This window comes from Acidocella aquatica (assembly GCF_030160635.1).
Lineage (GTDB): Bacteria > Pseudomonadota > Alphaproteobacteria > Acetobacterales > Acetobacteraceae > Acidocella > Acidocella aquatica.
Genome location: NZ_BSOS01000007.1, coordinates 64,966 through 90,895 on the forward strand (window position 1 = coordinate 64,966; position 25,930 = coordinate 90,895).

The following is a 25,930-nucleotide window of genomic DNA, read 5'->3' on the forward strand; positions in this document are numbered from 1 at the left end:
GATGAAACGGCGGGATCTGCTTAACGGCCTCTCACTCGCCACCCTCTCAATTACCAGCGCGCGGGCGCAGTCGATGCTGGGCGTTTCCAGCGCGCCCGCCCCCTCGGTGCCAGCCCCCGCCGCGCCGCTTGCGGCAGCGGCGCAAACGCAGGCGCCCAAACTCGACGATACCGTGGGCGCCGGGTTCAATCGCATTGTGATCGCCCGCTGGGGCGATGCCCTGTTGCCCGATGCACCGGCATTCAACCCGAACGCGCTCACCGCCGATCAGGCGCGCTCGCAATTTCCCTATGATGCCGTGATCGCCGGGCTGATCGCCCCTCCCCCGGCGCAGGATGGCATTCCCCGGCTGGTCATGGTCGTGGCCAACCCCACGGCCCCGGCCAGAATGGTGTTCCCCGGCGGGGTTGATATTCCCGATGTGGCCGGGCGGCTGCAGGGGGCGACCATCCTGAACCTGCAATACATGTCCGGCCGCTGGGTGACGGTGGATGGCGGCTATCAGTCGCGCCGCATCTCGGACGGCACGCTCTGCGAGATAACCGGGCCGGTGGCGGCCGTGATCGGGAGCACCGTGCAGGGATTGCTGGCGCCGCAGGCGGGATGCGCCACGCCCTGGGGCAATGCGCTGCTGGCCGAGGGCAACGCCGCCCCCTGGCTGAAGCGCCTCGCCGGGGTGGGTTATGGCTATGACGACCCGGCGCAGGCGCCGCGCTTTGGCTGGGTGGCGGAGCTGAACGCGCTCGACCCCGGGGCATTTCCGATTAAACGCACGGCACTGGGGCGGTTCGCGCGCGCGGGCATCGCCGCCACGGCAACGCAGGACGGGCGGGCGGTTATATTCATGAGCCAGGATGCGCCCGGCGGGTATCTGTTCCGCTTTATCGCCGCAACCGCCGCGACCGACGGCACGGCGCTGGATTCCGGCACGCTGGCGGTGGCACAGATTACCGGTGATGGCATCGGCTGGATTGATTTGCCCAATACGGTTCCGGCCCTGGTGGGAGCGGTGGACGCCGCCGCCAATGCCGGAGGCTCGCCCTTTGATGCGCCAGGCGGGATCGCCATCGCCACGGATAACAGCGCCATCTATCTTGCCTGCGGCGGCAACGCCGCGCGCACCGTGCCTGATGCGCTCAACCCGCGCACGGGCGATGACAACGGGCATATCGTGGCGCTAACCCCGCCGGGCGGCGATGTGACCGCGAAGAGTTTCGCCGGGAAGGTTGTCCTGAGCGCGGGCAACCCGGCCACCACGCCGGGCACGGACTATGCGGCAGGCTCCAACGGCTGGCTGCGCAAGCCGCGCACGCTCAATCTGGCCCCCTCGGGGGCGTTGTGGATCGGCACCGACCAGAAAGGCGATACCAGCCTGGGGGCGGATGGGTTGTTCATAATGCAGACCGGCGGCCCCAGCCCTTATCTGCTCTCAACCGCCTATCTGGCGCCCATCGGCGCGGCGATGGGCGGCGTGGGGTTTGGCGGCAAGACTGTTTTTGCCGCTGTGCGTCACCCCGGCGCGACGCCGGGTGCAAGCTTCAACGCGCCCGCGACACGCTGGCCGACACTGCGGCCGGACATGCCGCCGCAGACCACCATTATCGGGCTGGTGCGGGTTTAAGCCGCAGGGCATTATAAGCCTCCCGCAGGGCGGGGCTGAGCGGCACCGAGCGGCGCGCCTGAGGGTCAACCTGGACCATCACCGCCTCCGCCGTGGCCACGCAGCGCCCGTGCTGGAACAAGGCCTGCACCACGGTGAGCGAACTATTGCCCACGGATTTTACCGCCGTGCCGATTTCCACGGTGCCGGGCCAGGTGATTTCAGCCAGGTAATCAACCGTGATGCGGGCCAGCACGAAATTATAGCCTGGTTCGCTCAGCGGCCTGTCCCCGGCCTCGAGTACCGCGATGCGCCCGGTCTCGAACAATGTGGTGAACACGGCATTGTTGACATGGCCCTGGCGGTCGGTATCGCCATAACGGAGCTTGTCATAAGTCTGGGAGGGGAAATCCGTCAGCAGCGAGTGGGAGGTCATTCAGCTCAGGTCTTTCACTGGCAGCAGTTTGCCCGGATTGAGGAGGTTTTGCGGGTCCAGCGCGGCCTTGAGGGCGCGCATGAGGTCGAGTTCCACCGCTGATTTATGCGCGCGCATGCCCGCGAGGCGGAACTGGCCGATGCCATGCTCGGCGGAGAAACTGCCGCCACGGGCCACCGCCAGGGCTTCGACATCGATGGTGATGGCGGTTTTGCGGGTGGCAAGGCTGGCGAGGGTCTGGCCCGCCGGCGGGCGGATGTTGATGTGCAGATTGCCATCGCCCAGATGGCCGAAAATGTTCAGGCGGCAGTCCGGGTATTTTGTTGCCACCAGGGTTTCGATGGCGGCCACGGTTTCAGGGATGGCTGCCAGAGGCACGGCGATGTCATGCTTGACCGCGCCGCCCTCGCGCAACTCCCCCTCGGAGACAGCCTCGCGCATGGCGATGAACCCCTGCGCCTCGCGCGTGGACTGGGCGATCACGGCATTCTGGGCGAGGCCGGATTCGAGGGCTTCCGCCAACAGGCGCTCCAGCGTGGCGGCGGGGGTGGCGGCGGCATCAAGGGCTGAGAGTTCGAGCAAAACATAGGCGGGCGCGCCAAAGGGCAGCCGCCCGCCCGGGGTGTGGGCGGCGCCGAGCTGCATCGCCGGGCCGTCGATGAACTCGCATAAGGTAAGCGCGGGGCCGCATTGATGGCGAAGCCGCGTGAACAGCTCCAGCGCCGCCGCGACATCCGCCACCCCCGCCAGGGCGCAGGCCTGGGCGCTTGGCGCGGGGTAGAGCCGCAGGGTGGCCGCGGTGATGATGCCGAGCGTGCCCTCCGCGCCGATGAAAATCTGCTTGAGGTCGAGGCCGGTGTTGTCCTTGCGCAGGGCGCCGAGGCCATTCCAGATGCGGCCATCGGCCAGCACGGCCTCCAGCCCCAGCACCTGGGCGCGGGTGGAGCCGTAGGAGAGCACCTGCATGCCACCGGCATTGGTGGAGATGATCCCGCCGATCTGGGCCGAACCCTCCGCGCCGAAGCTGATGGGGAAAAGCTTGTTCGCGCGCGCCGCCGCCTCGCGCACCGCGTGCAGGGTTGCACCTGCCTCGGCGGTGATGGTGTCACCCACAGGGTCCAACGCGCGGATTTGGTGCAACCGGCGCAGGTTGAGGATGATCTGGTTGCCGCCAGGGGCTGGCACACCGCCCGCGACGAGGCCCGTATTGCCGCCCTGGGGGACGATTTTGACCCCGTTGTCCGCGCATAATTTCACAATTTCAGTGACTTGTGCTGTGGTTTGAGGAAATATGACGGCCACGGCTGGATTTTGCGCCAGCCCGCGCCAGTCGCGCTCAAACGGCGCGCGGTCTTCTGGGCCCGTGAGAACTGCGGAGTCGCCAAGAGCGGCGCGCAAGGCGTTGATGAGCTGCATGGTAGTGTGCCTGACGCTAGAGGCTGACTTGATCTAATGCCCGGCGCAAGCAACTGTGCCGCCGTTGGGGTTAAGTCCTGACCCACAAATTACGCTGAGCAAAGTATCTTCGTTAGATGAAATAACAGGCACCGCATCGGTGTTTGATTTAACGTCGGATACGTCACTTGCTATGCTGTCTAAGTCACGTTGAATTGTGGATATATCCGGGGCGCCTGGCTGGGAGTTCACCGCGTTCAGCGTCATCACGGTAATAGCTACATTTACCCATATCCCGCATGCAATAACAGCAAGTAAAACCCTGGTTGAACGGTCAGCCATCTCTATTTTCCCTTTATAAAGGCATACCCACTGACGCAGGTATACCGGGGAGCGTGAGTTTGAAAATCTTAGTCTATCCGGCCGGTTTCGCGGCTTTGCCCAGTTTATGGGCCAGAGCCTCCTCCGCCGTGCCGACGCCGCCATGCGCCGCCGACCAGGCCATGGGGTTCTCCAAAAACTTGCGCACGCCGGTGAGCGCCGAGTCGGAGAAATAGGGCTGGCTCTTGGCTGCCTCCAGAACGTCCCACCAGGTGCATAGGTGATGCAGCGAAATATCCATGCTCGCCAGGGTCTCGAAGCTGCCGGGGAAGACGCCGTAGAAAAACACCACGAAGGTATGGTTGCAGATGGCCCCGGCGTCGCGCAGGGCCTTGGCGAACTGGATTTTGGAGCCGCCGTCGGTGGTTAAATCCTCCACCAGCAGGGTGTTCATGCCCTCCGGCACATCGCCCTCGATGAGGGAATTACGGCCAAAACCCTTGGGTTGCTTGCGGATATAGGCCATGGGGGCGCTCATGCGCTCGGCGATCCAGGCGGCGAAGGGAATGCCCGCGGTCTCGCCGCCAGCCACGGCCTGGATGGCCTCATAGCCGATATGGCGGCTGATTTTCTCGACCGCGAGGTCACAGATTTTGGCGCGCGCGCGGGGGAAGAAGATGATCTTGCGGCAGTCGATATAAACAGGCGATTTCCAGCCGGAGGTGAGCGTATATGGCTCCTCCGGGCGGAAGTTCACCGCCTTGATCTCCAGCAGCAGCTTGGCTGTGGTCAGCGCCGCGTCCCTGTCCCAGTCGCTCGCCCAGTCAATTTTCGCCGCAATCCGCCCACTCATGGTTCAACTCCTCAGAATCCTGGGGTTTTCCTATCCCGAGTTGCGCAACCCGTCCATGCGGGGGCTGACCCTTGGGCAGGCTTGTCTCCCCGGCCTGGAATGATATGGAAGTTGCCATAATACAAGGAGCGTTGCGCATGGCGAAAATCAAGGTAAAAACCCCGGTCGTGGAGATGGACGGCGATGAGATGACCCGGATCATCTGGGGGTTCATCAAGGAGAAGCTGATCCTCCCGTATCTCGACATCGACCTGAAATATTACGACCTCGGCATTGAATATCGCGACCAGACCGACGACCAGGTGACGCTGGATGCCGCCCATGCCACCAAAAAATACGGCGTGGGCGTTAAATGCGCGACCATTACGCCTGACGAGGCGCGGGTTGTTGAATTTGGCCTGAAGAAGATGTGGCGCAGCCCGAACGGGACCATCCGCAACGTGCTGGACGGAACCATCTTCCGCGAGCCGATCATCTGCAAGAACGTGCCGCGCCTGGTGCCGCACTGGTCAGAGCCGATCGTGATCGGCCGCCACGCCTATGGCGATATTTACCGCGCGGTTGAGATGAAAATCCCCGGCGCCGGCAAGGTGGAGCTGACCTACACCCCCGCCGATGGCGGCGCGCCCGTGAGCCTGGAAGTGCATGACTTCAAAGGTGCGGGCGTGACCATGGGCATGCACAACACCCTGGCCTCGATCGAGGGGTTCGCGCGCGCCAGCTTCAACTACGGGCTGATGCGCAAATACCCGGTTTATCTCTCGACCAAGAACACGATTTTGAAAGCCTATGACGGCACCTTCAAGGATGCCTTCGAGGCGATCTTCAACAACGAGTTCAAGGCGAAATACGATGCCGCCGGGCTGACCTATGAGCACCGGCTGATCGACGACATGGTCGCCTGCGCGCTGAAGTGGAGCGGCGGGTATCTGTGGGCCTGCAAGAACTACGATGGCGATGTGCAGTCAGACATCGTGGCGCAGGGCTTTGGCTCGCTCGGGCTGATGACCTCGGTGCTGCTCAGCCCCGATGGCCAGACCGTTGAGGCCGAGGCCGCGCACGGCACGGTGACGCGCCATTACCGCGACCACCAGAAGGGCAAGCAGACCTCGACCAACCCGATCGCCAGCATTTTCGCCTGGACGCGCGGGTTGATCTATCGCGGCCAGTTTGACGGCACGCCAGATGTGGTGGCCTTTGCCGAGACGCTGGAGAAGGTCTGCGTGCAGACGGTGGAAGCCGGGTTCATGACCAAGGATCTGGCAACGCTGATCTCCAAGGATGCACCCTGGATGAACACCCAGGACTTCCTCGACAAGCTCGACAGCAACCTGAAAATCGCGATGAAATAGCCCCTGCCCTGGCCGCCGGTTTTTGCCGGTGGCCAGGGAGTTGTTTTTTAACGAAGGTCAGGCGGGGTTGCTTCGGCCTTGAGCAGGGCGATGGCTTCGGCCAAAGGCAAAACTTGCTGCGCGGCACCGCCTAGGCGGCGGATGGCGACCGTGCGTTCCTCAGCCTCCTTGCGGCCCACCACCAATATGTTGGGAACATAATGCAGGGAATGGTCGCGGATTTTTGCGTTGATCTTCTGGTTGGAGACATCAGCCTCGGCGGCAAGACCGGCGGCGCGTAATGCGGCCACCACCTCCTCGGCATAGGCATCAGCATCGGAGACGATGGTGGCGACGACGGCCTGTGTCGGCGCCAGCCAGAGCGGGAAGCGGCCCGCGTAGTTCTCGATGAGGATGCCGATGAAACGCTCGAAACTGCCGATGATGGCGCGGTGGAGCATGACCGGGCGGGCGCGGGTCGATTCGGCGGTGACGTATTCCGCGTCGAGACGCTCGGGCAGCACGAAATCAACCTGGATGGTGCCGCATTGCCAGTCACGGCCGATGGCGTCGCGCAGGACGAATTCCAGTTTCGGGCCGTAGAAGGCGCCCTCGCCGGGATTAAGCTCATAGGAGACACCGGCGGCTTCGCAGGCGGTTTTCAGCGCGGCTTCGGCGCGGTCCCACACATCGTCAGCCCCGGCGCGCTCGTCCGGACGGTCGGAGAATTTGACCGCGAAGCTCTCGAAGCCGAAATCCTTATAGACGGATTCGAGCAATTCCACGAATTTGACCGTCTCCGAGGCGATCTGGTCCTCGGTGCAGAAAATATGCGCGTCGTCCTGCGTGAAGGCGCGCACGCGCATGATGCCGTGCAGCGCGCCTGAAGGCTCGAAGCGGTGGCAGGCGCCAAATTCGGCCATGCGCAGCGGGAGCTGGCGGTAGGAGCGCAGGCCCTGCTTGAAGATTTGCACATGGCAGGGGCAGTTCATCGGCTTGAGCGCCAGGGTGGATTCTTCGTCCACGACTTCGGCGATGAACATGTGTTTGCGGTATTTGTCCCAGTGGCCGGATTTTTCCCACAGCCTGCGGTCAACCAGCTGCGGGGTGCGCACTTCTTCATAACCCGAGGCATCGAGGCGGCGGCGGATGTAGGACTCCACCGTGCGGTAGAGTTTCCAGCCCTTCTGGTGCCAGAAGATGCTGCCCACGGCCTCTTCCTGAATGTGGAAGAGGTCCATCTCACGGCCGATGCGGCGGTGGTCGCGGCGCTCGGCTTCCTCGAGTTGCAGCAGATAGGCGTCCAACTCCTTCTGGTCGCGCCAGGCCGTGCCGTAGATGCGGCTGAGCATGGGGTTTTTGGAATCGCCACGCCAATAGGCGCCCGCGGTTTTCATCAGCTTGAAGGCGGTGCCGATGTCGCCGGTGGTGCGCAGATGCGGGCCACGGCAGAGGTCGAACCAGCCGCCCTGGTGGTAGATGGTGATGGTCTGGTCAGCCGGCAGGTCGCGGATCAGCTCGGCTTTGAAACGCTCGCCCTTGCTCTCGAACAAAGCAATGGCGTCGTCGCGGGCGATGACTTCGCGGGTGAAGGGCGTGTTGGCGGCGATGAGTTCGCGCATTTTGGCTTCGATGGCCGGGAAGTCATCAGGGGTGAACGGCTCGTCACGGGCGAAATCGTAATAGAAGCCGTTCTCGATGGAGGGGCCGATGGTGACCTGGGTGCCGGGGAAAAGCGCCTGCACGGCGGCGGCCAGCACATGCGCGGTGTCATGGCGGATCAGCTCAAGGGCGGCATCATCCTTGCGGGTGATGAACTTCACCGAGGCATCCTCGGTGATTTCGCGGGCAATGTCCTGCTCGGCGCCGTTGACAACCATCGCCAGCGCCGCGCGGGCAAGGCCGGGGCCGATAGCGGCGGCAATATCCGTGCCCGTAACGGCACCGTCGAACTGGCGTGTGCTTCCGTCGGGCAGGGTGATGACAGGCATATGAACTCTCAGATGTTAAGGATGGCGCGTTATGGCAGGGAGGCGAGCACCTGCGCAACCGGGAGATCGCGCAGGTTTGGCGCGCGGAGAATGACGGGCCAGCCGCCATCGGGGTAGCGCGGGGCGGTGAGTGCGGGATCAGACGCGGCGGAGAACAGCACGACCGAGGGGATGCCCAGCACCGCCGCGAGGTGCATGGGGCCGGTGTCGTTGCCGATGGCGAGCGACGCGCGGGCGGTGATGGCGGCAAGTTCAAAAAAATCCGTCTGCCCCGCGAGGTTGAGGCCGGGGATGGCGCGCGCGAGTTCAACCTCCGCCTTGCCACCCACGATGACGGCGGGCAGCGGCAGGGATTGCGCCAGCTTAGCGAAATTTTGCTCCGGCCAGCGTTTTTCCGGCCGGTGCGGGGCGGCGCCGGGAACCAGCAGGATGAATTGTTCCGGCAGGTTGAAGCCGGAGATGTCAGCGCGCAGGAGCCAGGAGAGGTTGGGCGCGGGCAGACCGGCGATCCCGGCGGCGCGCATCTGGCCCTCCAGGCGCTCGCGGGTGTGGGTTGTCTCGCGGGCGGGGTCAGCATCGGGAAAGGCGCAGCCCTTGGCGATGCCCGACCAGGGCGGGCGCCCGGCCAGGGTGAAATAACCTGAGCTGCGGCCGGAGGTTTGCAGGTCATACACCATGGCGAAGCCGCGCAGCTGGCGGCGCAGGCGCCACAGGGCCGGCAGGTTCCAGAATTTGGGGCGGGCGTCGGTCTCGATCGCGTCAAACCAGGGGCTCGCGGCCAGCAGCGGCGCGAAGGGCCTGGTGGTGAGCAGGGTGATATGCGCCCGCGGATGGGCGGCGCGGATGGCGGCCATGGCGGGCAGGCTGAGCAATATGTCACCCAATGCGCCGTGCTTGATGACGAGGATTTTCATGCCAGCAGCTCCGCGTAGACGTTGAGCACCGCCTGCTGCATGGCGGCGATTGAATGATGGCGCAGGATATGGTCGCGGGCGTGGCGGCCCCAGGCGATGCGTTCACCGGCTGACATGTCCAGTGCCGCGTCAATGGCCTGCGCCAGGGCGGCGGCATCGCCGGGCGGGACGAGGAAGCCGGTCTCGCCGGGGATGATCGTCTCGCGCGCGCCGCCATGGTCAGTGGCGATGACGATCCGGCCCATGGCCTGCGCCTCGACGATGGTGCGCCCGAAGGCCTCGGGGTTGGTGGAGGCGTTGACCACGATGTCAGCCAGCATCATGGCGGCGGGCATGTCCTCATTATGCCCCACGATGCGCAGGCGCCCCGCCACGCCAAGGCTTTCAGCCAGCGCGGTGAGGCTGGCGGCATAGGCGCCGCGCCCCTGGTCGCCGCCGGCGAGAATGGCGATGGCATCCGCATGGCGCAGCCGGGCCAGGGCGGCGATGAGGGTTTTCTGGCCCTTCCAGGAGGTGAGCCGGCCGGGGAGCATGATGAGGGGTTTGTCCATATCCACCCGCCAGTCACGGCTCAGGCGGGAGACGCGGTCGCCCAGAACGCTTGCGGGATCAAATTTTACCGTGTCGACGCCGCCGAGGATGACGCGGAGCCTATCACTGCCAAGGCCGTAGCGGGAGTGGATGAGTTCCGCCACGTAGGCGCTGACGGCGATCACCCGCTCGCCGCGCGCCATGACCGCATTATAACGGTGCTTGAAGGCGTTATTTTCGCTGTAGACGCCGTGATAGGTGGTGACAAACGGGGTGTGCGTGCGCCGCGTGGCCCAGTAGGCGGACCAGGCGGGCGCGCGCGAATGGGCATGCACGAGATCCACCCTGTGTTCGCGGATCAGCTTTTCCAGCCGTTTGGCGTTGCGGCGGATGGTGAAGGGCGATTTGCTGGCCAGCGGCAGGTTGATGATCCGCGCCCCCGTGCGCAGGGCCGCGTTGCTGAGCGCGCCGGGTTCGGCGGCGATGAGCGCGATATGCCCGCAGGACTGCACGGCCTCGGCGATTTCGATCACGACCCGTTCGGCGCCGCCGGTATCGAGCTTGGGCAGCACCTGGAGAATCGTCATGGGTCGATCAATCATGGCGGGGGCGCTATCACGGATTGCAGCTTAAGGGGAGATTACAGTGGCGGTAACATTCCGGGTGCCTGATATGGCGCTGGCGTATGAGTTTTTGGAGGGTGCGGGGCCGGTTGTGGTGTTCTGCCCCGGGTTTGCCTCCGACATGGGCGGGACCAAGGCGATGGCGCTGTGGGAGATGTGCCGCGCGCGCGGGCAGGCGATGCTGCGGTTTGATTATGGGGGGCATGGTCAGTCAGCCGGGGCGTTTGAGGATGGCTGCATCGGTGACTGGGCGGCGGATGCGGCGCATGTGGTGGAGGTGGCCACGGCGGGGCGGGAACTGCTGTTGGTGGGGTCCTCGATGGGCGGATGGATCGCGCTGCTGCTGGCGCGCGCGCTGGCGCAGGTGCGGGCGATGGTGCTGGTGGCCCCTGCCCCGGATTTCACCGAGCTGCTGATGAAGCCGCTGCTGGGCGAAGCGGAATGGGCGGAGCTGCGCGCCAAAGGGGTGATCTACCAGCCCAGCGAATACGGCGCGCCAACGCCGCTGACGCTGAAACTGCTGGAGGATGGCGCCCGCAACCTGGTGCTGGAGGCGCCGATCGGCTTCAACGGCCCGGTGCGGGTGCTGCATGGCATGCGCGATGCCGATGTGCCCTGGCGGCACAGCCTGCTGCTGGCGGAGCGGCTGGCGAGCGAGGATGTGAGGCTGGTGTTCGTGAAGGATGGAGACCACCGGCTCTCACGGGAGGGGGATTTGGCGTTGTTATGCGCGAGCGTTGGCGCGTTCCTCGGCGAGGATGGCGGCTAACCCTTCCCGGTAGGTCGGGTAGAGCCATTCAAGCTGTAAGGCCGCCTTGGTTTTTTTGTTGGAAACGCGGCGGTTCTCGGCCCAGAAGCTCAGGCCCATGGGGGTCATCTTTGGCGCGGCTTGTTCAAATGGAACAGGCGCTGGCGGCGGGACGCCGAGCAGGCGGGCGGCTTCCACCACGACATCCGCGCTGGCGGCGGGTTCGTCGTCGGAGAAATTGAAGATGTTGACGCCGGGTTTAGCCGGGCGCCGCATGGCCTTGAGCACGCCCGAAGCGATGTCGTCACGGTGGATGCGCCCGAACAGATGGCCGGGTTTGACGACGCGCCGGGCGCTGCCTTCGCGCAGATCATCGAACATCGAGCGGCCGGGGCCGTAGATGCCGGCGAGGCGGAAGATGTCGAGGGTGATGGGGGTTGAGGGCGCGGGGATGCCAGCCTTCGCTGGCATGACGGGGGAGGCCGGCATGACGGAAGGGGCCGGCATGACGGGGGAGGCTGGCGTGGCGGGAGCGAGGCGGCTCCATGCCTGTTCGGCGGCGGCGCGGCGTTGCGCGCGCGGCGATTGCGGGTTGGGGGGGGTGTCTTCATCCACCCAGGCGCCGCCCGCGTCGCCATAAACCCCGGTGGTGGAGAGATAGCCGATATAGCGCAGGTTTTGCGCGGCGGCGATTTGCGCGGCGTAGCGGGCCAGCACCGGGTCGCCGTTTTCATCCGGCGCGGCGGTGGCGATGATATGGGTGGCGGCGGCGATGGCGGGGGCGGCGGCATCGAAGGCGATGACGCTGACACCGGGTTGCACCCCCTGCCCCGCCGGGTTGCGCGATGTGGCGATAACGGTGAAACCAGCGGCAACGGCGGCGGTTGCGATGGCCCGGCCGGAATAGCCAAGGCCGAAGATGAGGAGGGTTTGGCTCAAAAATCCAAATCCGCGTAATGCGGCGGCGGGGCCTGGCCGTTGATGCGGTCCGCCAGCACGGCGCGGAAGGCGGGGCGGGATTTCATGCGCGCATACCAGTCCTTGGCGGCGGGAGAGACGCTCCAGTCAACATCGCCAATGAAATCCAGCGAGGAGAGCTGCGCGGCGGCGGCGAAATCGGCCAGGGAGAGGTTTTCACCCGCCAGCCAGCGGCGGTGCTCAGCCAGCCAGCCGATGTAGAGCAGATGCTGCTTGAGGTTCGCATAGCCCGCGCGCAGGGCGCCAGCCTCCGGCGCGCCCAGCCGCAGCGCCTGTTTCATGGTTTTTTCCCAGAGGAGGTTGCGGGTGACCTCGGCGAAGAATTTCTCGTCGAACCATTTGACCAGGCGGCGCGATTCCACGCGCTCGGGCATGTTCAGGCCCAGCAGGGTCATGTCCGGGTAGGCTTCTTCCAGATATTCGCAGATGACCGCTGAATCGGGGACGACCAAACCGCTGTCCTCAACCAGCGTGGGCACCGTGCAGGCCGGGTTCAGCTCCAGATATTCCGGGCGGCGCTCCCAGACTTTTTCCAACCGAAGCTCGAAGGGCAGCCGCCGTTCGGCCAGGACCAGACGCACTTTGCGGGCGAAGGGCGACAGAGGCAGATGATACAGGACTCGCATGGCTGACTTTATGCCATCAGAGCGGGCGCACTTAAAGTGAGCCCGCTCCGGCGCTGCTTACGCGCTTTTTTCGGCGGCTTCGTCAGACAGGGGCGCTGGCAGGTATTTTACGTATTCCTTAGGCACGACCTGCCAAAAATGCCCTGATTCACGCGACCAGCCGTTGAGGATGGCAGCGGCGTAGCGGCTTTGCGTCTCCGCGGCGTGGCGCTCGACGAGGGATTTGAGCACCCCCTCCCAATGCGGCGTGGCGACTCGCTGCCAGGTGAGCGATTCAGGGTTGAGCCGCAGCTCAAACTGCTTGGCGGGGTCGTAGACAAAGGCCATGCCGCCGGTGAAGCCGGCGCCGAAATTATCGCCCACCTCGCCCAGCACCACGACCGTGCCGCCGGTCATGTATTCGCAACCGTTGGAGCCGATGCCCTCGACCACCGCGGTGCCGCCGGAGTTGCGCACCGCGAAGCGCTCGCCCGCGCGGCCGGCGGCGAAGAGATTGCCCGAGGTGGCGCCATAGAGGCAGGTGTTGCCCACAATCGTGTTTTCGTTGGTCTTGAGCTTGGAGGACGGCACCGGGCGGACCACGATGGTCGCCCCGGAAAGCCCCTTGCCGACATAATCATTGGAGTCGCCAAACACTTCCAGCTTCAGCCCGGCCACCGCGAAGGCGCCGAGCGACTGCCCGGCGGAGCCGCGCAGGCGCACTGTCACATGGTCAGGCTGCAGCTTCGCCTTGCGGTATCTGGCGACGATCTGCGAGCTGAACTTGGTGCCGATGGCGCGGTGCGTGTTGCGGATGTTGTATTGCAACTGCATCTTCTCGCCGTTCTGGAAGAAGGGCTGGGCGTCGGCTATCATCTGCGCGTCCAGCGTCTCGGGCACCTCGTTGCGGCCGATGCGGGTGCAGTAGCGCGCGTGCGGGCCGGGGTCGGCCTGGGCGAGGATGGGGTTGAGGTCGAGGTCATCAAGGTAGTCAGCGCCGCGGCTGACCTGATGCAGCAGATCGGTGCGGCCGATGATCTCTTTCAGCGATTTGAAGCCGAGCGAGGCCAGGATGCCGCGCACGTCCTCGGCGATGAAGGAGAACAGGTTGATGACCTTCTCGGGCGTGCCCTCGAATTTTTTGCGCAGCTCCTCATCCTGCACGCAGACGCCGACCGGGCAGGTGTTGGAGTGGCACTGGCGGACCATGATGCAGCCCATGGCGACCAGCGAGGCGGTGCCGATGCCGTATTCCTCGGCGCCGAGCATGGCGGCGATGACGACATCGCGCCCGGTTTTGATCCCGCCGTCAGCCCGCAGGGTGACCTGATGGCGCAGGCGGTTGAGCATGAGCACCTGATGCGCCTCGGAGAGGCCCATCTCCCACGGCATGCCCGCGTATTTGACTGAGGATTGCGGCGAGGCGCCGGTGCCGCCGACATGGCCGGAGATGAGAATGGCATCCGCCTTGGCCTTGGCAACGCCGGCGGCGATGGTGCCGATGCCCGAGCGCGAGACCAGCTTGACGCAGACGGTGGCGCGCGGGTTGATCTGCTTGAGATCGTAGATGAGCTGCGCCAGATCCTCGATGGAGTAGATATCGTGGTGCGGCGGCGGGCTGATGAGCGTGACGCCGGGGGTGGCGTGGCGCAGTTTGGCGATCAGCTCCGTCACCTTGAAGCCGGGCAGCTGCCCGCCCTCGCCCGGTTTCGCGCCCTGGGCGATCTTGATCTCGATCTCCTTGCAGTCGTTCAGATATTCGGCGGTGACGCCAAAGCGCCCGGAGGCGATCTGCTTGATGGCGGAGGAGGCGTTGTCGCCATTGGGGCGCGGCTCGGCGCGGGAGGGGTCTTCGCCGCCCTCGCCGGAATCCGAGCGCGCGCCGATGCGGTTCATCGCGATGGAGAGGGTCTCATGCGCCTCGGGGCTGAGCGCACCCAGAGAAATGCCCGGCGCGAGCAGAACCTTGCGGATTTCGGTGATGCTCTCGACATCGTCGACCGGGATGGGGGTGAGGCCGTCGGTGCGGAAATCCAGCAGGTCGCGCAGCGCGATCGGGCGTTGCTGGCGCACGGATTCAGCGTAGCGGCGGTAGAGCTGGTAGCTGTTGGTGCCAACCGCGGTTTGCAGCAGATGGATGGCGTTGTTGTCGAAGGCATGCGCCTCGCCGGCGCGGCGCAGGCGGTACATGCCGCCGATTTCCAGCGGCACGATGTTGCCGCCCCAGGCGGCCTCGTGCAGCCCCAGCACCTTATGCGCAATGCCGGGAAGGCCGATGCCGGAAATGCGCGAGTTCATGCCGGGGAAAAACTCGCCGACCAGCGCGCGTGAGAGGCCGATGGCCTCGAAATTATAGCCGCCGCGATAGGAGGCGATGACGGAGATGCCAAGCTTGCTCATGATCTTGAGCAGGCCCTTGTCCACCGCTTTTTTATAGCGATAGACGCATTCCTTTAGGGAAAGCTTGCCAAACAGCCCGCGCGCGTGGCGGTCGGCGATGCACTCCTGGGCCAGATAGGCGTTGATGGTGGTGGCGCCCACGCCGACCAGCACGGCGAAATAATGCACATCGAGGCACTCGGCCGAGCGGACATTGAGGCTGGTGAAGGTACGCAAGGATTGGCGGACCAGATGGGTATGCACCGCGCCGGTGGCGAGGATCATCGGGATGGTCGCGCGCTCCGGCGAGATCGCCTCATCGGTGAGGATGACATGGGTGCAACCGGCGCGCACACCTTCCTCGGCCTCGCGGCGGATGCGCTTGATGGCGCGGCGCAGGCCATCCTCGCCGTTGATGACCTTGAAGGTGCAGTCCACCACGCAGGCGTTGCTGCCCATGGTCTTGCGCATCGCCTCGAACTCGGCGGTGGAGAGCACGGGGCTGTCAAGCTGCAACAGGTCGCACTGCTCGGAGTCTTCATCGAGCACGTTGCCGAGATTGCCCAGCCGGGTTTTCAGCGACATCACGCGGGTTTCACGCAGGGAGTCGATGGCCGGGTTGGTGACCTGGGAGAAGCTCTGGCGGAAAAAATGATGCAGGCCGCGGTATTTGTCGGAGAGCACGGCGAGCGGCGTGTCATCGCCCATGGAGCCGGTGGCTTCCTGTGCGTCATCCACCATCGGGTGCAGCAACAGCTCCATGTCCTCCAGCGTGAAGCCGACGGCGAGCTGGCGGCGGCGCAGGGCGAGCGCGTCGAGGCGGACCGGCTCAGGGGCGTCGGTTTTCACGATATGGTCGATGACGGTGATGCGCTTCACCCAGGCGCCAAAATCCTGGCGGGCGGCCAGCATGTCCTTGATTTCAGCGTCGTGGTAGAATTTCGCGGCGGCGAGGTCGACGCCGATGGATTGGCCGGGGCCGACATGGCCCTTCTCGACAATGTTATCCTCATCCAGCTTCACCATGCCGGTCTCGGAGCCGACGATGAGCATGTTGTGGCGCGTGACGGTGTAGCGCAGCGGGCGCAGGCCGTTACGGTCCAGCCCGGCGAGGACGAAATTGCCATCCGTGGCGGCGACCGCCGCCGGGCCGTCCCAGGGTTCCATCACCGCGTTGCAATAGCTGAACAGGTCGCGGTGGGCCTTGGGCATTGTCGCGTCGTTGGCGATGGAGGGCGGGATCATCAGGGTTTTGGCCATCGGCGCGTCGCGCCCGGCGCGCACCAGCAGCTCGAACACGTTATCAAGCGCGGCGGTGTCCGATCCGCCGGCCTGCACCACGGGTTTCACGTAGTTGAGGAAGTCGTCCAGCCCTTCGGCGGCGAGCCGTGTCTCATGGCTCTGCATCCAGTTGATGTTGCCGGCGACGGTGTTGATCTCGCCGTTATGCGCCAGCATGCGGAAGGGTTGCGCCAGCTTCCAGGTGGGGAAGGTGTTGGTGGAATAGCGCTGGTGATAGATGGCGAAGCGCGAGATGAAGCGCTGGTCCAGCAGATCGGGATAGAAATCGGTCAGCGAGGCGGCGAGGAACATGCCCTTGTAGATGATTGAGCGGCAGGACAGCGAGCAGAGATAAAGCTCGGGGATCTGCGCCTCGATCGCGGCCTTCTCGATTTTGCGGCGGATGATGTAGAGTTCGCGCTCAAACACGTCCTCTGGCACGCCGCGCGCGTTCCAGAGCATGATCTGCTCGATCTCCGGGCGGGTGGCGTTGGCCTTCTCGCCGATGCATTCGACATTGATGGGCACCTGGCGCCAGCCGTAGATGCGGTAGCCGAAGTCGAGAATCTCGGTCTCGACGATCTGGCGGCAGCGCTCCTGGGCGCCGAGGTCGGTCTTGGGCAAAAACACCATGCCGAGGGCGATCGGCCCCTCGCGCAGGCCATCGCCCGAGCGGCGGACCTCGGCGGCGAAGAAATCCTGCGGAATTTCAATATGGATGCCAGCCCCGTCGCCGGTCTTGCCGTCGGCGTCCACGGCGCCGCGGTGCCAGACGGCCTTCAGCGCGTCGATGCCGGCCTGCACGATGTCGCGGCGCTTTTTGCCGTCGAGCGCGGCGACCATGCCGACGCCGCAGTTGTCGTGCTCTTGCCCCTGGTTATAGGTTTCTTTTAAAATCTGAGCATTGGCGGACCAAGCCGCGAGAAATTCCGCACCGGTTTCATGGGTCATGTGTGTTACTCCGCAGCCTGGGAAAGGCTTTGCGCCTTGAAATACTGTTGGATGGAGGCGGCGGCGTCACGGCCGTCGCGGATGGCCCAGACAACCAGCGAGGCGCCGCGCACGATATCGCCAGCGGCAAACACGCCAGGCAGGCTGGTCTCGAAGGTTTTGGGATTGGTCTTGAGCGTGCCCCAGGCGGTAAGCTTGAGGAAAGGATCGTTGAAGGCGCCTGGCATGTCCTCGGGGTCGAACCCAAGCGCCTTGATGACCAGATCCGCCGGGAGGGTGAAGGACGACCCCTCAATGGCCTCGACCGATTGGCGGCCGGAGGCATCGGGCAGGCCCAGATGCATTTTTATCGCGCGCACGGCGGTGACGCCGATGTCGCCCAAAAACGCCTCGGGTGCCGCGAGCCAGCTGAAGATCACGCCTTCATCCTCGGCATTGGCGACCTCGCGCAGGGAGCCGGGCATGTTTTGCTTGTCGCGGCGGTAGAGGCAGGTGACTGATTTGGCGCCTTGGCGGATGGCGGTGCGCACACAGTCCATCGCCGTGTCGCCGCCGCCGATGACCACCACGTTTTTGCCCGCCGCGTTGAACTTGCCGGAGTCGAATTCCGGCACCGCATCGCCCAGGCTCTTGCGGTTGGAGGTGATGAGATAATCCAGCGCGGGCACGATGCCGGGCAGGCCAGAGCCGGGGGCGGCGATTTCGCGCGGCTTGTACACGCCGGTCGCGACCAGCACCGCGCCATGTTGCGCGCGCAGCGCGGCGAAGCTGATCTTGCCGCCGATGTCAGCGTTCAGCACAAATTTGACGCCGCCTTCCTCCAGCCATTTCCAGCGGCGCAACACGATGTCCTTCTCCAGCTTGAAGCCAGGGATGCCGTAGATGAGCAGGCCGCCGACGCGATCGTGGCGGTCATAAACCGTTACCTGATAGCCCTGCTGGCGCAGCGCCTCGGCGGCGGCGAGGCCGGCCGGGCCGGCGCCGATGATGCCGACTGATTCAGCGCGCTCATGGCGGGGCTGGATCGGCTTGACCCAGCCCTGCTCGAAGGCGGTGTCGGTGATGTAGCGCTCGACCGCGCCGATGGTGACGGATTCGAAGCCTTTTTCGATAACGCAATTGCCTTCGCACAGCCGGTCCTGCGGGCAGATGCGGCCGCAAATCTCGGGAAATGTGTTGGTTGCGGAAGAAAGCTCATACGCTTCCTCAAGCCGCCCCTCGGCTGTGAGCTTCAGCCAGTCAGGGATGTTGTTGGAGAGCGGGCAGTGGATCGAGCAGAAGGGGATGCCGCACTGGCTGCACCGGCTGGCCTGTGCCTTGGCCGATTGCACGTCGAAGCGCTTGTAGATTTCCTCGAAATCGGCGCGGCGTTCCAGGGCTTCACGCTTTTCCGGCGTTTGCTGGGGCAGATGGGTAAATTGCAGCATACGCTCGGCCATGTTTTCGGTCCCGCCTCATCAAGCATAGTGACAAGCCGCGCGGCGTTTGGGGCCGCGCAGCCAATTGATGCAGGGTCTTAACCGAGTTTTTGGCAGGATACCAGCGGTTTTTTCAGTATAAGACAACAAAGCTGACTTATAATCAGAGAAAAATTCCAGCGAGAGGCGCAAACCAGATATGCTTGAGGAAAATTACGTCCGCTTTAAACCCTATATTATTTCACAGCCCCCGGAATTCAGCTCCTCTTGCGAAAACGCGCGAGGTAGCGCGGCACGATCATATCCATCGGGGTGGGTATGATACCGAGGGTGGACAGGCCAGGAGCGTCGTCTGAAACGACATTGTCGCTCTGGAGCAGCTTGACCTGATCCCTGGTCAGCAGCTTGCCCGGCAGCCGCTCAAGGAACAGCGCCTGGAAGCTGGCGAGGCCCGGCGGCAGGTCCAGCACCCAGCCCTTCCGGTTGATGATATTTAACATGAATTCAATGAGTTCCTTGAAACTTTTCACATCAGGTCCGCCAAGCTCGAAGGTCTGGCCCTGGGCGGCGGGGGAGAGGGAGGCGAGCACGGCATCGGCCACGTCACCGGCATAAACCGGTTGAAATTTCACGCCGCCGCCGGTGATGGGGATCACCGGGAACAGGCTGGCCATGGCGGCGAAGCGGTTGAAGAAATGGTCCTCGGGGCCAAAGATGATCGAGGGGCGCAGGATGACGGCGGCGGGAAAGGCGGAGCGCACCGCGGCCTCGCCGGCGGCCTTGCTCTGGGCATAGAGGCTGGGGCTGGCGGGATTCGCGCCGATGGCGGAGATATGCACCAGATGGCGGACACCCGAACTACCGGCGATGCGGGCGATGCGCCCTGCCCCTTCGGCATGGGTGCGCATGAAATCGCCCTTGCGGCGCTCGGCCAGAATGCCGGTGAGGTTGACCACCACTTCGGCGCCCTCGATGGCGCGGGCGGCCTGGGCTTCGGCATGCAGCGGCGCGTAAAGCGGCACGATCTGGCCGGGGCCGCCCATCGGGCGCAGCGTTTTGGCGGATTCGGTGTCGCGCACCGCGATTCGCACGATATAACCCTGGTCAGCCAGACGCTTGACCACATAATGGCCGAGAAACCCTGACCCGCCGAAAACTGTCGCAATTCTATGTGCTGCCGCCATATCAACCCCCTGTTGCCGCCGTGGCGTTGTAGGCGCGCGTAACAACTCACTCAAGCCATGGTTGACGGCACTGATTCGTGGGGCTAAAGCCCGCCACGGCGTTCCTTCGGGACGCAAAATTGGACTGCCCAGGTGGCGAAATGGTAGACGCACTAGCTTCAGGTGCTAGCGATCGCAAGGTCATGGAAGTTCGAGTCTTCTCCTGGGCACCAATTTTCCTCACAACATTCTGTCCGCGCGGCGGACCAGGCGCCCTGCGCTTTGCAAGGTCTCAATGAGCAATATCCAGCTGCATAAGCACGACCTGCCGGCCGGGCTGAGCCTGGGGCCGGTTGTTGCCGTCGATACCGAGACCATGGGCCTTGACCCCAGGCGCGACCGGCTGTGCCTGGTGCAGCTCTCCTCGGGTGATGGCAGCGCGCATCTGGTGCAGATCATCCCCGAGCGCCTCGGCGGCCAGGGGGCAAACTGCCCGAACCTGAAGGCGCTGCTGGCCGACCCGGCGGTGACCAAGCTGTTCCATTTCGCGCGGTTTGACATCGCGGCGATGCTCAACGGCCTGGGCGTGCTTACAGCGCCGGTCATCTGCACCAAAATCGCCTCGAAGCTGGTGCGCACCTATACTGACCGGCATGGCCTGAAAGACCTCTGCCGCGACCTCGCCGGGGTGGAAATTTCCAAGCAGCAGCAAACCAGCGACTGGGGCGCGCTTGAGCTGACGCCCGAGCAACTGACCTATGCGGCGTCGGATGTGCTGTATCTGCACAAAATATGGTCCAGGCTGGAGGCCCTGCTCCTGCGCGAGGGGCGCATGGACATCGCCCAGGCGGCCTATGCATTTTTGCCCACGCTGGCGAAGCTCGACCTGCTTGGCTACGCCGACCCGGATTTGTTTCACCACTGAGATTTTCCGGCGTCCCGGCCGCGCCGGACGCCCCCTCCCCGGCTCCGGCAAATTTATTTACGCGGCGCTCTTGCACCGCTCAGGCTGGTTCTATATCTTTTCTCTAGTTGCGAATGATTTGCATTTGCAGTTCTTGACGCGGAGCGGGCCAGGGCATGTTTGTGAGTATGATCATCGTTTTTCGGGAAGCGATGGAAGCGGGGCTGATCATCGGGATCATCCTGGCTGCCACCGAAGGCGTTGCCGGCCGGCGGCGCTGGATCGCCGGGGGTGTCGCCGCCGGGCTGGCCGGGGCGAGCCTTGTCGCGGTGTTCGCCAGCCGCCTCTCCAACCTCTTCGAGGGCGCCGGGCAGGAGGTTTTCACCGCCTCCATTCTCTGCTTCGCCGTGGTCATGCTGAGCTGGCACATATTGTTCATGTCCCGCCACGCCCGCGAGATGACGCGCGACATGCGCGACCTTGGCGCATCGGTGCAGCTTGGCCAACGCTCGCTCGCGGCGCTGGCCGCGGTGGTCGCGGTGGCGGTGCTGCGCGAGGGCACCGAGGTGGTGCTGTTTTTATACGGCATCCTCATGGGCTCGGGCGTTGCCGGGATGCAGCTGGGGCTTGGCGGCGTGGCCGGGCTGGCGCTGGCGGCCGGGCTCTCGTTCCTGCTTTATCGCGGGCTTGTCGTCATCCCGCTCGCGCGCCTGTTTTCAGTCACCAATGCGCTCATCGCGCTGCTCGCCGCCGGCATGGCCGGACAGGCGGCGGCGCTGCTGAGTTCGGTGGATATTCTGCCCGCCTGGGGCCAGCAATTATGGAACTCCAGCGGCTTTATCGCCGATAACAGCTTTGCCGGGCGCAGCCTGCATGCGCTGGTGGGCTATTCGGCGCGGCCCTCGGGCATTCAACTGGCGGCCTGGGCGGCCACGCTGGCGCTGCTGCTGGGCGCTGCCCGGCTGATCAGCCGCCTGCCGCCGCCAAAACTGGCGCCGGCGGTGCTGCTGGGCGTTATGGCGCTGGGGTTTCATCCGGCGCATGCGGATGATCCGCCGCTGGTGGTGTTCAAGAACCACCGCTTCGTGCCCGCCACGATCAACGTGCCGGCGGGGCGCAGGTTCAAGCTGCATGTGATGAACAGCGACAACACCGCCGATGAGTTCGAGAGCACCGACCTCAACCGCGAGATATTGGTGCCGCCGGGGAGCACCATCACCGTGTTTCTCGGCCCGCTGGACCCGGGAAGCTATAAATTCTTCGGCGATTTCCATCAGGATACGGCGCAGGGCGTGGTGGTGGCGAAGTGAGGCGCTGGATTTTGGCCGGGCTGGCGGCCACGGCGCTGGCAGCGCCAAAACCGGCCGCCGCCGATTATCATGTGACCTCGCCCTATGAGATCGACCTGGGCGAGCTGGAGATCGAGACCAATGGCGATGCGGTGTTCGACCAGCGCCAGGACCAGAAGGCCGCCGCCAGCTACACCGCCGAGCTTGGCACCGGGCTTACGCCCTGGTGGCACAGCGAGCTGGAGCTTGGCTTCAACCGTGCCCCCGGCGGCAACCAGCCGGTGCTGCTTACCCAGGCGGTGTCGGAGAATACCTTCGAGCTGACCTCGCCGGGTGAGGATTTCGCCGACTGGGGGTTCTATTTCGAGTATGGCCAATACACGGCCACCGGCCGCCATGCGGGCGCCAACGAGGTGACCTTCGGACCGCTGATCGCCAAGGACATCGGCCACACCACGGAGACGGTGAATTTATACCTGACCCGCCAGTTCGGGCCGGACCAAAGCGCGCAGGGGCTGGATTTCAGCTACGCGCTGCAAAGCCGATGGAATCTCTGGACCCCGCTTTCCCCCGCCGTCGAGGTGTATGGTGACACCGGCGTGGTGGGGAACAGCCCGCGCGTCTCGCGTCAGCAACTTCTGGTTGGGCCGGTGGCCATGGGGCTGATGCGGCTGAGCGCTCTGGGACTCGGCAATGCGGGCCAGGTGAAATATGAGCTGGGCTGGCTCTTTGGCGCGACTCCCGCCAGCCCGCGCGGCGTTTTGCGCTGGCGGCTGGAGCTGGAAATACCATTCTGAGGCTGGGTTTATTCCGGCGGGCAAGTGCGCCGTTACCCTGCGTTGCCAATACATCAGTTGACCGGCGGGGCGGCGCTGTTCATACCGCTCCCATGTCTGACGATCTCCATGATGATCTTGCCATCGCGAGAGATGTTCTTACGACCGAAGCTGCGGCGCTGAGCGCCCTGGGTGCCGGCCTCGGGGAAGATTTCCGCGCCGCTGTTAATCAACTCATCGCCATCCCCGGCCGCGTCGTGGTGACGGGCATGGGCAAATCCGGCCATGTGGCGCGCAAAATCGCCGCGACCCTGGCCTCCACCGGCACCCCCGCGCTCTTCGTACATCCGGCCGAGGCGGCGCATGGCGATCTGGGCATGATCATCGCCGGGGACGCGGTGATCGCGCTCTCCAACTCCGGCGAGGCCACGGAGCTTGCCGCGATCGTGGCGCATGCCAGCCGCATCGGCCTGCCGCTGATCGGCATCACCGCTGTGGCGGGCAGCACGCTGGGCACCGCTTCCACCATCGCGCTCATCCTCCCCCCCGCCCCGGAGGCCGGGCCGATCGGCCTGGCGCCGACCACCAGCACGACCATGCAGATGGCCCTGGGCGACGCGCTGGCCGTGGTGCTGCTGGCGCGGCGCGGGTTTTCGGCGCGCGATTTCAGGGATATTCACCCCGGCGGCAAACTCGGCGCGCGGCTGAAGCGCGTGCGCGACCTGATGCACAAGGGCGGCGAGCTGCCCCTGGTTTCCCCCGGCACGACCATGGACCGCGCGCTGATCACCATGACCGCGAAGCGTTTTGGCGCGCTGGGTGTGGTGGACGGCGCCGGCAAATTGCTCGGTGTGGTGACGGACGGCGATTTGCGCCGCGCCATGGGGCCGGACCTGCTCGGCCGCAATGTCGAGGATATCATGAACGCCAGCCCGCGCACCATCGGCCCGGAGGCCCTGGCCGAAGAGGCGCTGCGCGAGATGAACAGCGAAACCCGCCCCGTTACCGCCTTATTTGTGGTGGATGACGCGCGGATGATTAAGGGCATCCTGCATATCCATGACCTTTTGCGCGCGGGACTGGCATGAGCCGGATCGCGCGCGAGCGGTTGCTGGACGGGTTGCGCCGGCACAACCCGGAGCAAATCGCCAGCATCACGCGGCGCAGCCTGACCGTGACCACGCTGAAGAAGCTGTTGCCCGTGGCGGCGGTGCTGCTGTTGCTGGCGCTGGCGCTGGCGCCCTCGTGGCACGCCGGGCCGGATGCGAACCGCGTGAGCTACCATATTCAGAATACAGCGCCGCAGAGCACTGCCTCGCACATGCAGGGCGCGCAGTATCGCGGCACGGATGACCAGGGCCAGCCCTTCAACCTGACCGCCACCAGCGCCGACGAACAGGGCGACGGCAATGTCGTGCTGCAGGCGCCCAATGGCGACCTGACCCTCAAATCCGGCGCCTGGCTGCTGCTGAAATCAGATACCGGGCTGTATCACCAAAAAACCGATACGCTGGGGCTGACCGGCAATGTCATGCTGTATCGCAATGACGGCACGACCATGACGGTTGAACATGTACGGATCGATCTGCATGCGGGCAGCGCCACCAGCACCAACCCCGTGCAGGTGCAGGGGCCGTTTGGCACGCTGAACGCCGCCAACGGCTTTACGCTGACCAATCACGGCACGGATATAACCTTCAACGGTCCGGCGGCGATGACGCTGACACAGGCGCAATGATGAAATTTCGCTCCCTTGGCGCGGGTCTGATTCTGGGCGCGGCGCTGGCCGTGCCCGCGGGCGCGCAGAGTCTCGACCTTGGCGGCACGCCCGGTGCGGCGCCGCAGCCGATCCAGATTACCGCGTCCCAGGGCATTCAGTGGCAACAGGAAAATCAGGTTGTCATCGCCATGGGCAACGCCAAGGCCGTGCGCGGCGATGTGACGGTGACGGCTGACCAGCTGATCGCGCATTACCGCAAAAAGGCCACGGCAGCGGCTGACGCCAAGGCCGCGCCGGGCGCCGCCACCGACATCCTCAACCAGGGCAACACCTCGCTTTATGAAATCGAGGCGAGCGGGCATGTGCATATCTATACCGCGACCGATAACGCCTGGGCCGACCACGCGGTTTACAGCATGGACGACGCGGTGCTGGTGCTGACCGGGCAGCATCTGAAGCTGACGACGCCGCATGACACCATCACGGCGCGTGATTCGGTTGAATATTACGCGGCCAAACGCCAGGCGGTGGCGCGCGGCAATGCGTTGATCGTGGCTGATGACGGCCGCTCGATCGCCGCCGATACGCTGATTGGCGATCTCGCCCCCGCGGTATCCTCCCCTGCCCCGGCGGCACCCGGCGCCGATGCGCTAGCCCAGGCCGGGCAGTTGCAGAAGGTCGAGGCAATCGGCCATGTGGTGATCCGCACCACGGAAGACACCGCCACCGGCGACACCGGCGTGTATCTGCCGCAACAAGGCCGCGCGCGCCTCGGCGGGGATGTGCATATCATCCAGGGGCCAAACGAAATGAGCGGCAGCGATGCGCTGGTTGACATGAAGACCGGCATCGCCACCCTGTTGGCTGGCCCCGGCGGGCAGGTCGCGGGGACCATCACCCCCGGTTCGGCGCCCCAGAAATGAGCGGATCGGCATTGGACCACGGCGGGCTGGTCGCAACTGGCATCGGCAAGCGTTTTAAAAAACGCCCGGTGGTGCGCAACGTCTCCATCTCGGTAAAACGCGGCGAGGCGGTGGGGCTGCTCGGGCCGAATGGCGCCGGCAAGACCACGACTTTCTATATGATCGTCGGGCTGATCGCGCCCGATAGCGGCACCATCACCCTCGATGGCGCGGAAATCTCGGGCCTGCCGATGTATCGGCGCGCGCGCTTAGGGATCGGCTACCTGCCGCAGGAAGCCAGTATTTTCCGCGGCCTGAACGTGGAACAGAATATCATGGCGGCGCTGGAAGTGGTGGAGCCGGAGCGCGACCAGCGCGAGGCCCTGCTGAACGAGCTGCTGGCCGAATTCGGCATTACCCATCTGCGCCGCACCCCGGCGCTGGCGCTCTCCGGCGGGGAGCGCCGCCGGGTGGAAATCGCCCGCGCGCTGGCGACGGCCCCCAACTACATCCTGCTCGATGAACCACTGGCCGGAATCGACCCCATCGCCGTGGGCGAAATCCGCGATCTTGTCTCGCATTTGAAACACCGGGGTCTCGGCGTACTGATTACCGACCATAACGTGCGCGAGACACTGGAAATCATCGACCGGGCCTATATCCTCTATGACGGCGAAGTGCTGATGGAGGGCAAGCCGGACGCCGTGGTTGCGCACCAGGACGTGCGGCGCGTTTATTTAGGCGAGAAATTCAGCCTTTGAGGCGATGCCGGGGGGCTGCCCCGGCTCATCCAATGTTGAACTAGAGTGTCTTTCAGCCGA

22 protein-coding genes and 1 tRNA gene are annotated in these 25,930 nt (G+C 64.8%); 11 read left to right on the plus strand and 12 right to left on the minus strand.

Going from position 1 to position 25,930, the window contains the following annotated elements:
* Nucleotide 1: 1 nt before the first annotated feature.
* Complete coding sequence (locus QQJ84_RS02425) at nt 2–1,621, plus strand: PhoX family protein (protein ID WP_284256346.1); 1,620 nt, start codon at nt 2–4, stop codon at nt 1,619–1,621.
* On the opposite strand, the gene QQJ84_RS02430 is transcribed toward QQJ84_RS02425, so the two are convergent.
* The 4 genes from QQJ84_RS02430 to QQJ84_RS02445 form a co-directional block, all read right to left on the minus strand.
* Nucleotides 1,599–2,036, minus strand: a complete 438-nt coding sequence (locus QQJ84_RS02430; RefSeq protein ID WP_284256347.1) for an acyl-CoA thioesterase — start codon at nt 2,034–2,036, stop codon at nt 1,599–1,601. The genes QQJ84_RS02425 and QQJ84_RS02430 overlap by 23 nt on opposite strands.
* Nucleotides 2,037–3,452, minus strand: a complete 1,416-nt coding sequence (locus QQJ84_RS02435; protein WP_284256348.1) for an FAD-binding oxidoreductase — start codon at nt 3,450–3,452, stop codon at nt 2,037–2,039. It lies immediately after the preceding gene.
* Between the two features lie 33 nt (nt 3,453–3,485).
* Nucleotides 3,486–3,773, minus strand: a complete 288-nt coding sequence (locus tag QQJ84_RS02440) for a hypothetical protein (RefSeq protein ID WP_284256350.1) — start codon at nt 3,771–3,773, stop codon at nt 3,486–3,488.
* A 73-nt stretch (nt 3,774–3,846) separates the two neighbouring features.
* The gene (locus QQJ84_RS02445) at nt 3,847–4,605 is read right to left on the minus strand and encodes an orotate phosphoribosyltransferase (protein WP_284256351.1); all 759 of its coding nucleotides are present in this window, start codon (nt 4,603–4,605) and stop codon (nt 3,847–3,849) included.
* Nucleotides 4,606–4,742: 137 nt separating this feature from the next.
* On the opposite strand from QQJ84_RS02445, the gene QQJ84_RS02450 reads away from it, so the two are divergent.
* Nucleotides 4,743–5,957: an NADP-dependent isocitrate dehydrogenase gene (locus tag QQJ84_RS02450; protein WP_284256353.1), complete on the plus strand. Its 1,215-nt coding sequence runs from the start codon at nt 4,743–4,745 to the stop codon at nt 5,955–5,957.
* 47 nt (nt 5,958–6,004) lie between these two features.
* On the opposite strand, the gene thrS is transcribed toward QQJ84_RS02450, so the two are convergent.
* From thrS to QQJ84_RS02465, 3 genes are read right to left on the minus strand one after another with little or no spacing between them, the layout of a single operon-like run.
* Nucleotides 6,005–7,927, minus strand: coding sequence for a threonine--tRNA ligase (gene thrS / locus QQJ84_RS02455; protein ID WP_284256354.1), 1,923 nt, complete (start codon nt 7,925–7,927; stop codon nt 6,005–6,007).
* Between the two features lie 29 nt (nt 7,928–7,956).
* Complete coding sequence (locus QQJ84_RS02460; RefSeq protein WP_284256356.1) at nt 7,957–8,841, minus strand: glycosyltransferase family 9 protein; 885 nt, start codon at nt 8,839–8,841, stop codon at nt 7,957–7,959.
* Nucleotides 8,838–9,959: a glycosyltransferase gene (locus QQJ84_RS02465; RefSeq protein WP_284256358.1), complete on the minus strand. Its 1,122-nt coding sequence runs from the start codon at nt 9,957–9,959 to the stop codon at nt 8,838–8,840. Before QQJ84_RS02465 ends, QQJ84_RS02460 begins: the two co-directional genes overlap by 4 nt.
* Before the next feature lie 58 nt (nt 9,960–10,017).
* On the opposite strand from QQJ84_RS02465, the gene QQJ84_RS02470 reads away from it, so the two are divergent.
* A complete protein-coding gene (locus tag QQJ84_RS02470; protein WP_284256361.1) occupies nt 10,018–10,764 on the plus strand; it encodes an alpha/beta hydrolase in 747 nt (248 codons plus the stop codon).
* Here the strand turns inward: QQJ84_RS02470 and QQJ84_RS02475 are convergent.
* The 5 genes from QQJ84_RS02475 to QQJ84_RS02495 all read right to left on the minus strand — a co-directional run bounded on the left by QQJ84_RS02475 (nt 10,720) and on the right by QQJ84_RS02495 (nt 19,539).
* Nucleotides 10,720–11,682: a Rossmann-fold NAD(P)-binding domain-containing protein gene (locus QQJ84_RS02475; protein ID WP_284256363.1), complete on the minus strand. Its 963-nt coding sequence runs from the start codon at nt 11,680–11,682 to the stop codon at nt 10,720–10,722. The genes QQJ84_RS02470 and QQJ84_RS02475 overlap by 45 nt on opposite strands.
* Complete coding sequence (locus QQJ84_RS02480) at nt 11,679–12,347, minus strand: glutathione S-transferase family protein (RefSeq protein WP_284256364.1); 669 nt, start codon at nt 12,345–12,347, stop codon at nt 11,679–11,681. Before QQJ84_RS02480 ends, QQJ84_RS02475 begins: the two co-directional genes overlap by 4 nt.
* A gap of 57 nt (nt 12,348–12,404) precedes the next feature.
* The gene (gene gltB, locus QQJ84_RS02485; RefSeq protein WP_284256365.1) at nt 12,405–16,937 is read right to left on the minus strand and encodes a glutamate synthase large subunit; all 4,533 of its coding nucleotides are present in this window, start codon (nt 16,935–16,937) and stop codon (nt 12,405–12,407) included.
* Nucleotides 16,938–16,942: 5 nt separating this feature from the next.
* Nucleotides 16,943–18,376: an NAD(P)-dependent oxidoreductase gene (locus QQJ84_RS02490; RefSeq protein ID WP_284256367.1), complete on the minus strand. Its 1,434-nt coding sequence runs from the start codon at nt 18,374–18,376 to the stop codon at nt 16,943–16,945.
* Nucleotides 18,377–18,612: 236 nt separating this feature from the next.
* Entirely contained in the window at nt 18,613–19,539 is a 927-nt protein-coding gene (locus tag QQJ84_RS02495) for a complex I NDUFA9 subunit family protein (RefSeq protein ID WP_284256369.1), read from the minus strand.
* A gap of 126 nt (nt 19,540–19,665) precedes the next feature.
* On the opposite strand from QQJ84_RS02495, the gene QQJ84_RS02500 reads away from it, so the two are divergent.
* From QQJ84_RS02500 to lptB, 8 genes are all read left to right on the plus strand, one after another.
* Nucleotides 19,666–19,751, plus strand: a tRNA-Leu gene (locus tag QQJ84_RS02500).
* Between the two features lie 62 nt (nt 19,752–19,813).
* The gene (locus QQJ84_RS02505) at nt 19,814–20,443 is read left to right on the plus strand and encodes a ribonuclease D (protein ID WP_284256370.1); all 630 of its coding nucleotides are present in this window, start codon (nt 19,814–19,816) and stop codon (nt 20,441–20,443) included.
* Between the two features lie 167 nt (nt 20,444–20,610).
* Complete coding sequence (locus tag QQJ84_RS02510) at nt 20,611–21,732, plus strand: FTR1 family protein (RefSeq protein WP_456304805.1); 1,122 nt, start codon at nt 20,611–20,613, stop codon at nt 21,730–21,732.
* Nucleotides 21,729–22,508 carry a hypothetical protein gene (locus QQJ84_RS02520; protein ID WP_284256371.1) on the plus strand — a complete coding sequence of 260 codons (780 nt, stop codon included), beginning with the start codon at nt 21,729–21,731 and terminating at the stop codon, nt 22,506–22,508. The genes QQJ84_RS02510 and QQJ84_RS02520 overlap by 4 nt, the downstream gene beginning before the upstream one ends.
* Nucleotides 22,509–22,600: 92 nt before the next feature.
* Complete coding sequence (locus QQJ84_RS02525) at nt 22,601–23,575, plus strand: KpsF/GutQ family sugar-phosphate isomerase (RefSeq protein WP_284256372.1); 975 nt, start codon at nt 22,601–22,603, stop codon at nt 23,573–23,575.
* Nucleotides 23,572–24,225: an LPS export ABC transporter periplasmic protein LptC gene (gene lptC, locus QQJ84_RS02530; RefSeq protein ID WP_284256373.1), complete on the plus strand. Its 654-nt coding sequence runs from the start codon at nt 23,572–23,574 to the stop codon at nt 24,223–24,225. Before QQJ84_RS02525 ends, lptC begins: the two co-directional genes overlap by 4 nt.
* On the plus strand, nt 24,225–25,130 hold the full coding sequence (locus QQJ84_RS02535; RefSeq protein ID WP_284256374.1) for an LptA/OstA family protein: 906 nt from the start codon (nt 24,225–24,227) through the stop codon (nt 25,128–25,130). Before lptC ends, QQJ84_RS02535 begins: the two co-directional genes overlap by 1 nt.
* Entirely contained in the window at nt 25,127–25,870 is a 744-nt protein-coding gene (lptB, locus tag QQJ84_RS02540) for an LPS export ABC transporter ATP-binding protein (protein ID WP_284256376.1), read from the plus strand. The genes QQJ84_RS02535 and lptB overlap by 4 nt, the downstream gene beginning before the upstream one ends.
* Nucleotides 25,871–25,930 lie beyond the last annotated feature (60 nt).

Coding starts and splice junctions, on each gene's coding strand:
- lptB (WP_284256376.1), top strand. CDS start 25,127: ATGAGCGGATCGGCATTGGACCACGGCGGGCTGGTCGCAACTGGCATC.
- QQJ84_RS02525 (WP_284256372.1), top strand. CDS start 22,601: ATGTCTGACGATCTCCATGATGATCTTGCCATCGCGAGAGATGTTCTT.
- QQJ84_RS02425 (WP_284256346.1), top strand. CDS start 2: ATGAAACGGCGGGATCTGCTTAACGGCCTCTCACTCGCCACCCTCTCA.
- QQJ84_RS02490 (WP_284256367.1), bottom strand. CDS start 18,376: ATGGCCGAGCGTATGCTGCAATTTACCCATCTGCCCCAGCAAACGCCG.
- lptC (WP_284256373.1), top strand. CDS start 23,572: ATGAGCCGGATCGCGCGCGAGCGGTTGCTGGACGGGTTGCGCCGGCAC.
- QQJ84_RS02435 (WP_284256348.1), bottom strand. CDS start 3,452: ATGCAGCTCATCAACGCCTTGCGCGCCGCTCTTGGCGACTCCGCAGTT.
- QQJ84_RS02465 (WP_284256358.1), bottom strand. CDS start 9,959: ATGACGATTCTCCAGGTGCTGCCCAAGCTCGATACCGGCGGCGCCGAA.
- QQJ84_RS02535 (WP_284256374.1), top strand. CDS start 24,225: ATGAAATTTCGCTCCCTTGGCGCGGGTCTGATTCTGGGCGCGGCGCTG.
- QQJ84_RS02445 (WP_284256351.1), bottom strand. CDS start 4,605: ATGAGTGGGCGGATTGCGGCGAAAATTGACTGGGCGAGCGACTGGGAC.
- QQJ84_RS02450 (WP_284256353.1), top strand. CDS start 4,743: ATGGCGAAAATCAAGGTAAAAACCCCGGTCGTGGAGATGGACGGCGAT.
- QQJ84_RS02505 (WP_284256370.1), top strand. CDS start 19,814: ATGAGCAATATCCAGCTGCATAAGCACGACCTGCCGGCCGGGCTGAGC.
- QQJ84_RS02430 (WP_284256347.1), bottom strand. CDS start 2,036: ATGACCTCCCACTCGCTGCTGACGGATTTCCCCTCCCAGACTTATGAC.
- QQJ84_RS02480 (WP_284256364.1), bottom strand. CDS start 12,347: ATGCGAGTCCTGTATCATCTGCCTCTGTCGCCCTTCGCCCGCAAAGTG.
- thrS (WP_284256354.1), bottom strand. CDS start 7,927: ATGCCTGTCATCACCCTGCCCGACGGAAGCACACGCCAGTTCGACGGT.
- QQJ84_RS02440 (WP_284256350.1), bottom strand. CDS start 3,773: ATGGCTGACCGTTCAACCAGGGTTTTACTTGCTGTTATTGCATGCGGG.
- QQJ84_RS02495 (WP_284256369.1), bottom strand. CDS start 19,539: ATGGCGGCAGCACATAGAATTGCGACAGTTTTCGGCGGGTCAGGGTTT.
- QQJ84_RS02460 (WP_284256356.1), bottom strand. CDS start 8,841: ATGAAAATCCTCGTCATCAAGCACGGCGCATTGGGTGACATATTGCTC.
- QQJ84_RS02510 (WP_456304805.1), top strand. CDS start 20,611: ATGATCATCGTTTTTCGGGAAGCGATGGAAGCGGGGCTGATCATCGGG.
- gltB (WP_284256365.1), bottom strand. CDS start 16,937: ATGACCCATGAAACCGGTGCGGAATTTCTCGCGGCTTGGTCCGCCAAT.